5 protein-coding genes and 2 pseudogenes are annotated in these 9,126 nt (G+C 54.9%); 2 read left to right on the forward strand and 5 right to left on the reverse strand.

Annotated features, from left to right (window positions below):
• Positions 1 to 27 precede the first annotated feature (27 nt).
• The 4 genes from AKU79_RS06460 to AKU79_RS06475 form a co-directional block, all read right to left on the reverse strand.
• Complete coding sequence (locus tag AKU79_RS06460) at positions 28 to 1,506, reverse strand: Hint domain-containing protein (RefSeq protein ID WP_156209508.1); 1,479 nt, start codon at positions 1,504 to 1,506, stop codon at positions 28 to 30.
• A complete protein-coding gene (locus AKU79_RS06465) occupies positions 1,452 to 3,932 on the reverse strand; it encodes a calcium-binding protein (RefSeq protein WP_050522717.1) in 2,481 nt (826 codons plus the stop codon). Before AKU79_RS06465 ends, AKU79_RS06460 begins: the two co-directional genes overlap by 55 nt.
• 222 nt (positions 3,933 to 4,154) lie before the next feature.
• Positions 4,155 to 7,097 (reverse strand): Hint domain-containing protein, encoded by a 2,943-nt coding sequence (locus AKU79_RS06470; protein ID WP_050522718.1) that lies wholly within the window; start codon positions 7,095 to 7,097, stop codon positions 4,155 to 4,157.
• Positions 7,098 to 7,384: 287 nt separating this feature from the next.
• On the reverse strand, positions 7,385 to 7,708 hold the full coding sequence (locus AKU79_RS06475) for a hypothetical protein (protein WP_156209510.1): 324 nt from the start codon (positions 7,706 to 7,708) through the stop codon (positions 7,385 to 7,387).
• A gap of 396 nt (positions 7,709 to 8,104) precedes the next feature.
• Here AKU79_RS06475 and AKU79_RS06480 point away from each other — a divergent pair, with 396 nt between their 5' ends.
• Positions 8,105 to 8,521: a VOC family protein gene (locus AKU79_RS06480; RefSeq protein WP_050522720.1), complete on the forward strand. Its 417-nt coding sequence runs from the start codon at positions 8,105 to 8,107 to the stop codon at positions 8,519 to 8,521.
• Between the two features lie 209 nt (positions 8,522 to 8,730).
• A pseudogene (locus AKU79_RS06485) lies at positions 8,731 to 8,964 on the forward strand (transposase); the annotation flags it as partial.
• A gap of 73 nt (positions 8,965 to 9,037) precedes the next feature.
• Here the strand turns inward: AKU79_RS06485 and AKU79_RS20005 are convergent.
• Positions 9,038 to 9,126, reverse strand: a pseudogene (locus AKU79_RS20005) (ATP-binding protein); the annotation flags it as partial.

The following is a 9,126-nucleotide window of genomic DNA, read 5'->3' on the forward strand; positions in this document are numbered from 1 at the left end:
TACTACGGCCATTGGCGGATGCGGGTGCTAGGCCCCCAGCAATGCTTTTGCCTCATATGCTTTCAATGTCATACGCGCGGCAGGGTAGTTTGCGCCATCGGCAAGTTCAGGAAACAAGGTCAGCAACTCTTCGCGCTGCGGGCTTTGCATGCTGTCCAGAGATTGATCACCGGGTTGAAAGCTCTCGGTCCAGGCGCCATCACCAAGAATAATCTCATGCTGATCGAACATCAGATGGATATAGGTCACGGTTTGCGGACGCAGCCGCGTGATGCTCTGGTCATTCACCAGATGCAGGGCAGCGACCAGAACTTCGGCCTCGCCAAACATCATTTCCGCGCGTGGCCCTGATACCAACATGCGGTGCTGGGGCGAGACGATCATATCGCGTTCGGGGATTCCAGCGCCCAGCGCATTTGCACTGATGCGGATCGGGTTAAACCTGGGTTGTGCCGCCAGCTCAACATCGCTGAGGGTGCGCGAGCCTACCCAGCGAATGGCCTGATAGCCGCTGTCGCGTGTCAGCACCCTATCGCCAACGCCGAGGTCTTGCACCGCAACCTCGCCGCGGTTGGTTACGATTTTCGTATCCGGCGTAAAGCAGGGGATGACGCTTTCGATATTTTCAAAGTCAAACGAGCCGACGACTGCGCCAGTGTCATCCAACACCTCTACGGTGCCGGCCTCATTGTTACCGCCGCCATAGATAACATTCGTCATCGCATTGCCGCCGAGCCTCGACAGGTCGAGCGTATCAAAATCGTCGCCGCCTTCGCCACCGTCGATCACATCGCCAATGCCACCAAAGAACACATCGCGGTCGTCGCCGCCAAACAGGCTGTCGGCACCGTCACCGCCGATGATCGTATCATTCCCGGCATCACCAAAGGCCGCATCTGCACCGGCGCCAGTTTCAATATAGTCGTCACCGTCATCGCCATGCAGGCTGTCATCACCGGTACCGCCATAAAGGCTGTCATTGTCGATACCACCGTAAATGGTGTCGTTATCGTCATCACCATACAAGTGATCGGCATCATCCATGCCATAGATCAGGTCATTGCCCGCGCCGCCATGAATGGTATCAATCCCGTTTTCAGGCAGCAGATCAGTTGCATCCGGGATGGACGAGAGGTCGAGCGCCCCCAGATCCAGCCCGCCATAGATCACATCTGCACCGTCACCACCGTCAATGGCATCGCTGCCTTCGCTGCCAATGATCGTATCGGCACCGTCACCACCAAAGATGATGTCATCGTCAAAACCTGCGTCGATGCTGTCTGCACCCCCGCCGCCATAGATCACATCATCATCATCGCCGGTCAGGATCGTATCATTGCCAAGGCCGCCGTAAACCGTATCAAGATCATTCGAAGGGTCGGTATCGGCAGAATATAATCCGGGATAGCCTTGGTCTGGCTGACCTGTGCCCACAGAGGTGCGGGTGTTGATCAGATCGTCGCCATCATTGCCCTCGACGTAATCATTGCCCTCATAGCCGATGATCGTATATTGCCGTCGCCGCCCAGGATGCTGTCATTGCCTGCGCCACCATCCAACGAGTCATTTCCGGCCTCACCCAACAGGGTATCATCACCAATCCCGCCATAAAGTTGGTCAGCGCCCAATCCGCCACTGATGCTGTCGTTCCCGGCCCCACCATAGACGGTATCATTGCCGCCGCCCGCCAGAACAACGTCGTCGTTGTTGCCCGCAAGGTTATCGTTTGCGTCGATCATGTCGCCTTCGGGGTCACCCAAATAGGTCCCGTCGATCAGATCCGCGCCCGAGGTTCCCTCGACGATATAATCCAAAGGTGGCCTTGGAATACCAATGGCAGCCAGTTCCGCAGGGCTATCGACCTGTGAGGCCAACACCCCGACAAGTGTGATGCTTTCGCCGCCCGGAAAGGTCAGAATGGCGTCGCCGGTACCGTCACCATTGGTATCGGTGACCACAACATCCGAGGTATTGACCGGCGTTGTGCCGCCATCCGAGGTCAGCTCGGATACGTCAAGCTGGTCGCGGCCGTCATAGGTGCCGTCGCCATTGTCAATCGGGGCTTCAAAACTGATGATTGTATCGCTACCGTCGCCATCCGACATTCCAACAAGATCTACGGCGTTATCCGCGGCCCCAAGGTCAAAGCGGTCATCGCCTGCGCCGCCATCAACTGTGTCGGCCCCTGCCCCAGTCGAGACGACATCATCACCGGATGAACCAATAACATTGTCATCGCCGGACCCAAGAAAGATGTTCTCGATCTCGGAGAAATTTGCGACATCTTCGGCCGAGCCTGTCAGCGTGCCATCCTCGGGGTTGGCCGCGTCACCTGCGCTCAGGTCCAAAACAACACCAGTTGTCATGGCGCTGGCGTCAAGCGTATCGCCGTTGGTTTCGCCGGTTTCACCACCGACAAGCGTATCTTGACCAAAGCCATTGGCCAGATGGAATGTATCGTCGCCGGACTGACCTTCGATATAGTCATCGCCGGCATCGCCGCTTAGCTGGTCATTGCCTGCGCCTGCAAAGATCTGGTCATTATCGGCGCCACCGAACAAGGTGTCATCGCCGACTCCGGCGTTCATGATGTCATTGCCATCGCCGCCATAGGCATCAAATTTCAGCGTCGCATCTGCGGCATCCAGATAGTCATTCCCTTCGTCCAGATAAACGCTGCCTTCACTGTCATAGGCAATATCACCCGGCGCTGGTACACCGATATACACAATATCATCGCCCGTTCCGCCATAGATCAGGTCACTACCCTGGCTGCCCGCCAAGATGTCATTGCCCGCACCACCATAAAGCGTATCAATGCCGATTGACCCGATAAGGGTATCATTGCCGTCACCGCCATAGATCAGATCGGCGCCATCGCGGCCGAAAACGTGGTCATCGCCGTCGCCACCATAAATGGTATCGTCGCCGTAGAGACCCTCTAGATCGTCATTGCCTGCCCCGCCTTCGAGCAAGTCATCGCCATGCCCCCCCAACAGGCTGTCATCGCCGTCACCACCGTAAAGGCTGTCATTGCCAGAGCCACCGTAAATGCTGTCATTACCTTCGCCACCATACAGGACATCGTCGCCACCGGGGCCAGCAACCGGATTGCCACGAACAGAGGCGTCCGAGTCAGTCTCATAATCGCCTATCAGAGTGTCGTTGCCAGCCTGACCATTCAGGGTGTCGTTGCCATCACCGCCGACGACAGAGTCGTCGCCCAAACCCGCGTTGACACTGTCATTGCCTGCGCCCGCGAGGACATAATCATCATGCGAACCATCAAGGGCATCACCGGAATCAATCCGGTCGCCTTCGGGGTCGAGCAAATAATCGCCGTCAATCAGATCGTCGCCAGAGGTGCCTTCGACGATGTAATCCAGCGCGGCATTATCAAAGCTCATATTGCCAACGCCGAAAACGCCGCTGGTGGCAAAGCTTTCACCATTGTCAAAAATGAACTGAATTTGCGAAACCGGCCCGGCGATTGAAATGTTTACACTATCCTTGGCCCCAGCGGTTTCAACGCCCGAGCTGAAGTTGCCGTCGGCATTCAGCACATTGCCATCGTTGGAATGATACGGGTCTGCGGCAAGGTCACCAAAATTCACGGTTTGGACATTGCCTTGTGCATCCGTCACCAGAATGGTGATCTTGTCATCCCAGCCGCTTGCCTTGGAATCCAGATCGTAAATCGAAAAACTGAAATTCGACACCGGAGAGTCAAATGTAAGCGTGCTGGTAACCGGGTCTTTCAGACCGCTGACCCACAAAGCGGGCGATGAGGGGGTACCGGTAGACGTTGCCGTTGCCGTCTTGCCTGCCGCGTTGGTTGTCGTTGAAATGGTTAGCCCGATTGTATCTGCACCATCGGCCAATGAATAGCTGCCGTTTGCGCCAATTTTTGACCAATCCAGATTATAAGACATATTACCTCACATTAGCCAAGCTTAGCCCTGACAGAAACTGCACATTACTTTTCACCTTCGCTATGGCTGGAAACCACGGCAAAGTTTGGGCAGGGCTATGGCAATTCAAGGCAACTTGACGCCCATTCGGCCAAATCGCGGATTACACCCAAGGGGCTAAGGCCCGAGAAGCCTATGCCCCTTGCGCAAAACAGTCGTAACGATCGGCCCTTTCGTTATGCCTTAGCGCACCAAAAGCCTTGCCTCGTGCTTTTTCAAGGTGCGCCGCGCGGCGGCATAGTCATTCAGCCCTTGTGGTGTCTTAAGCTCGGGGAAGAGCTCCAGGATTTCGCAGCGCTGTGCGTTGCCCATACCGTGCAATGTATAGTCACCCGGCTGGAAGCTTTCGGTCCAAGCGCCATCCGACAACACAACTTCATGCTGGTCGAACATCAGGTGGATATAAGACGTGCCAACGCTTTCCACCTCAAAAATCCCTTTGCCACCGATCAGATGCTTGGCGGCAACCAGCACTTCATGCTCGTCGAAATAGAGCGCGGTACGGTCGTTCGACACCAGAACACGGTGGTTGGGGCTAAGCATCATGTCACGCTCGGGCAAGCCATTTCCAAGGCTGCCGCGACGCACCATGATCGGGCGCAGATGCGGGTTGGCAAGCAAATGTGCCCAGTCAAACTTGCGCTGGCCAATCCAGCGCAGTTCCTGAATGCCGTTGTCACGGGTGATAATCCGGTCACCGGCCCTCAGGCTTTCCACGGGCACTTCACCTTTGGGCGTCGCAATCAACGTACCCGGCGTAAAGCAAGGGACAATCTGTTCGATATTTTCAAAGTTCAAAGTGCTGGTGACATTGCCGCTCGCATCAAGGAACTCAACCCGGCCGTCAATACCATTGCCGTCACTATCCGGCCCGGTATCAACAACGCGGTAGCTGTCACGAGGCCCCTGAAGAATCAGACGGTCGAAATCGTCACCACCATCGCCGCCATAAACCTGGCTGCCCGCGCCTTCGCCCGCACGGATAACGAAATCATCATGGTCAGAACCGCCGAACATGGTGTCAACGCCCGGCCCGCCATAGAGCACGTCATTGCCGTCTTCGCCGACCAGCAGGTCGTCACCCTCATCGCCGTGCAGCGTATCATTTCCTGCGTCGCCCGACAGCAGATCATTGTCAACGCCACCATACAGCAGGTCATTGCCATCGCCGCCGATCAGCGTGTCATTATCATCGCGGCCATAAATCGTATCATTGCCTGCGCCGCCATCCAGCAAGTCACGGTTGTTCAGCGGACGCAGATCACTTGCATCCGGCAGGTCCAATGCGTCACCGATAGTATCGTCAAGCCCACCATAAATAAGATCATTTCCGGCCTCGCCAAAGATTGTGTCCGCACCTTCGCTGCCGACGATGGTATCGTCGCCAGTACCGCCATAAACGAGGTCGGCATCAACGCCTGCGTTGATGAGGTCATTGCCGCCATCGCCAAAGATTGTATCAGCATCGTCGCCGGTCAGAATCGTATCATTCCCCAAGCCACCATAGACGATATCGCGGTCATCATTCGGGTCGGCATCGGCAGGATAAACACCAGGATAGTCGATATCCGGTAAAGGTTGGTCAGCAGAGGTGTTGATATAATCGTCACCGTCATGGCCGTAAACCGTATCAGACCCGTCACCACCATAGAGCGTATCCGCGCCTTCATTGCCGCTGAGGTTGTCATCGCCAACGCCGCCATAAACCAGATCGTCACCAAGGCCTGCAAAAACAGTGTCATCGCCAAGGCCCGCAAAGACTGTGTCATTCCCCGCCTCGGCGCGAATAACATCATCATCCGGCGCATCCCCAGGAAGGATCGCATCATGCGCATCCACACGGTCGGCATCGAAGGGGTCGATGTAGGAAGTATCTATCAGATTGCCTTCATCCGTTCCGCGCACAATTCCGTCACGGTCAGGATCTTCAAAGCTGACGACAGCCACGCCATCATCGGTTAGCCCCGCCGGGTCGGTTACTGTGTAATTGATCGTCGCCTCGCCAGTGAACCCGTCAAAAGGCGTAAAGGTAATGCTGCGGCCATCCGCGTTCACCTCAATCGTACCATCGGGCGAAGTCGGCGTACCAAGGATAGATAGATCGGCATTCTCGTTATCGACATCCGTGTCATTGCCAAGCAGGTCAATCACGACTGGCTCGTTATAGGTGCCGGTTGCCACATCATCGACCGCCACAGGGGCATCATTGACCGGATTGACAGTAACGGTCACCGTGCTGGACGATTCATTGCCGCTTGGGTCGGTGATCGAATAGGTGATCGTATCAGTGCCGTTGAAATCTGCATCAGGCGTGTAGTTCAAGGTGCCGTCCGCGTTTATGCCAACTGTGCCATGCTCGGCAGTGGGTGTGCCGGTCACAACCAAAGTGTCGCCGCTCGGGTCGGTATCATTGGCCAGAACCGGAATGACATCAATATGTGTATCTTCGTCGGTTTCAGCCACATCAGGGTTGGCTGTTGGGTCGTCCGATAGGTTGTCCACGGTATCCGACAGCGAAAACATCTCAACCGAGCCTGCAAAATAGGAATCCAGGTTGTTCAAAATACCCGCGTCCGACATTGACTGCCCTGCACCCACCATCCAAGGCTGGCTGATCGAACCCTGATCCATTGTCAGGCCCGCAGGAACGGTGTCATTGAAACTGTCATCGGTTGTCAAATTGCTGATCTGAACCGAGCCGCCGCTGGTCACATCCCAGGAATAGACGACGTTGATTTCATCACCCGGATTCACAAAACCGGCCTCGGTTTGGAATGTCGTCGTTTCACTCGACGCTTCGTGTGAAATCAGCACCGAGCCGTCAGGCATCACTTCGATGCGGTAACCACCAGAGGTCTCGCCCACGGAATCGCGCGACAAAACAGTATTGGCTGTTTCGCCAACCTGCTCGGTTTGCGAAAACTGAATCTCTAATGTGCCGCGATCAAGCTGAAAGTTCTCATTCGGATAGATTTTGACCTTGTCGTCCACGCCATCCAGCACGGCACGACCATCGACTGGCGAGGCCCCGTCGAAATAATGCCCGTCTTCTGCGCCATTCGACAGTGCGGAATCGGCAGCCACAACGCCTGTGTCGTCAAAATTATACAATGCAAATACTGGCATTCTTCAAAGTCCTCACATCAGCAGAGCCCCCGGGCCTATAACCAGGGACGCCCCATCAAACACAGCCAGCGACGGCCAACAGATCTACGCAAGCCGGAAAAACCGGTCCCACGCTACTACAAAGCCCGTTCGACGGAGTGAGGAAGTGATACAGCAAAAGAGTTTGGCACAAGCAGACGATAACCAAATCTTAAGGAAATGACCTTAAAGCAGCATCCAACACACAATTTTTGTACCGCAACTTACGGCACAGCAACCACTCAAATCGACCGCCCCCACGGCCATCCCTACCCAGATAGGACATCTTTTAATACAATGACTTGCATTTTCATAAAAGCATAATTCTTGCGCAAACCGTTTGGCTTTTGCCATTCTAGCGCGAAGACCACGAAATTGCGGTGCTGTGCCCACGCATACATCGCGCCGATTGTTTCCAAATCAACACCTGCAAACTCGGGTGAACCCGCTATTCGGGCGTGAATCCCCCTTCTGGATGGCAGAAACCGGACACTTCCATCGGTTATTATTTCGAAAACGGAAACAAGACCATTCAGCGCGGGCGTGGTAACCAATTCACAAGTTTTCAGGAATAACCTGCCGACCACCAACACGGATTGTTGCAAAAACCAGTCTAATCCATCGACTTAGCGGCAGAATAGATCGAGCACAGAACAAATCACACAAGGCAATTCGAATCACTACGCTTAACAAACCGTAAAGAAGCGAAAGCGGTTTGCCTATAATTTGGCTCGTGCGCCGCCTCTCGACCCCGCGACATTTCGTCCATAGCAAAACGTTCAGGTGATGCCATCATTTCTGGCCGACAACGGTTAGATCGCCAGCCGGAGTCGGCCTTTATGAAAACGCAATGGATTCACGCGCGCAAATCCCCCCCTATGGCCGCGCATTCTACCCAATCGGGCGAAAATTGACCCAGATCCTGCGAAGAGCTGGTATGCTGCGGTCAAAGCAGCACCAAGCACCATTTGCGAAAAGGAGCACGTATCATGATCGCCTATGTCACCGTCGGTGCGGATGACATCGCACGTGCAAAGCGGTTTTACTTGGCGTTTCTGCCTCATCTGAACTACCAGCTAAACGAAGGACCGGAAGGCCTGAGTTTCGCTTTGCCCAAAAGGCCTGATCAAGCTGCTACATTTCCGGATTTCTACGTCAAACCAACCTTTGATGGGCGTCCCGCTTCGGCCGGAAATGGCACGATGATCGCATTTGAGGCGCGTTGCCAAAAAGAGGTTCGTGACCTTCACTTTGCCGCACTTGCCGCAGGTGGGAGTGATGAGGGACAACCGGGCTTTCGCAAAGCGTATAGCCCCCATTTCTATGTCGGCTACCTTCGCGATCCGCAGGGCAACAAGATCGCACTATTCTCAAATAATCCGGATGAGCCGGGCCGCGACGGATAACATGACGGGTAGCAGCGCAAACTTTGCAAACTAATACTTGCGATGGCGCTGTTTTGCCCCCTTTCGCGGCCCTGCACCTGTTGGCAAAGACTGCTGTTGAAAGACTGCGCGCCAAGCCAGCGCAACAAAACAGGGCAGAGTTGCTTTGGTCTTGTCGCGGTTTAGTTCCGGTCTCTTTCGAGCAATGTTTGCTATGAAGGAGATTGAGAATGGCAACGAGATACATAGACGAGTTTCGCCGTGATGCCGTGCGCATCGCGACGACCAGTGGACTGACACGACCACAAGCGGCCTCTGATTTGGGGGTTGGGCTTTCGACGCTGAACAAGTGGGTCCAAAAGCATCAGCATGATGACCTGATGTCGGGTCCTCACGAAGACGTCGAGAAAGAGAACGAACGCCTTCGCAAGGAAGTCCGGCTGCTTCGCGAGGAGAGGGAAGTGTGTTGATTGTCATTGAGAACTGACCCGGCATTTTCATCGAGATCTGACCCACCCAGCCGTTATGATCTGCTGGTTATGATGGCGTCAATGCTGTTGCCTCCTTTCGCTTTTTCTTCGCTGTTTCGGAGCTGGCCTTGAAGCGGTAGCTGTCATTGCCGGTCT

Source organism: Pseudorhodobacter wandonensis (genome assembly GCF_001202035.1).
GTDB lineage: Bacteria > Pseudomonadota > Alphaproteobacteria > Rhodobacterales > Rhodobacteraceae > Pseudorhodobacter > Pseudorhodobacter wandonensis.

Bases quoted from the DNA above. Each gene is read 5' to 3' on its own strand.
- AKU79_RS06470 (WP_050522718.1), bottom strand. From the start codon at position 7,097: ATGCCAGTATTTGCATTGTATAATTTTGACGACACAGGCGTTGTGGCT.
- AKU79_RS06465 (WP_050522717.1), bottom strand. From the start codon at position 3,932: ATGTCTTATAATCTGGATTGGTCAAAAATTGGCGCAAACGGCAGCTAT.
- AKU79_RS06480 (WP_050522720.1), top strand. From the start codon at position 8,105: ATGATCGCCTATGTCACCGTCGGTGCGGATGACATCGCACGTGCAAAG.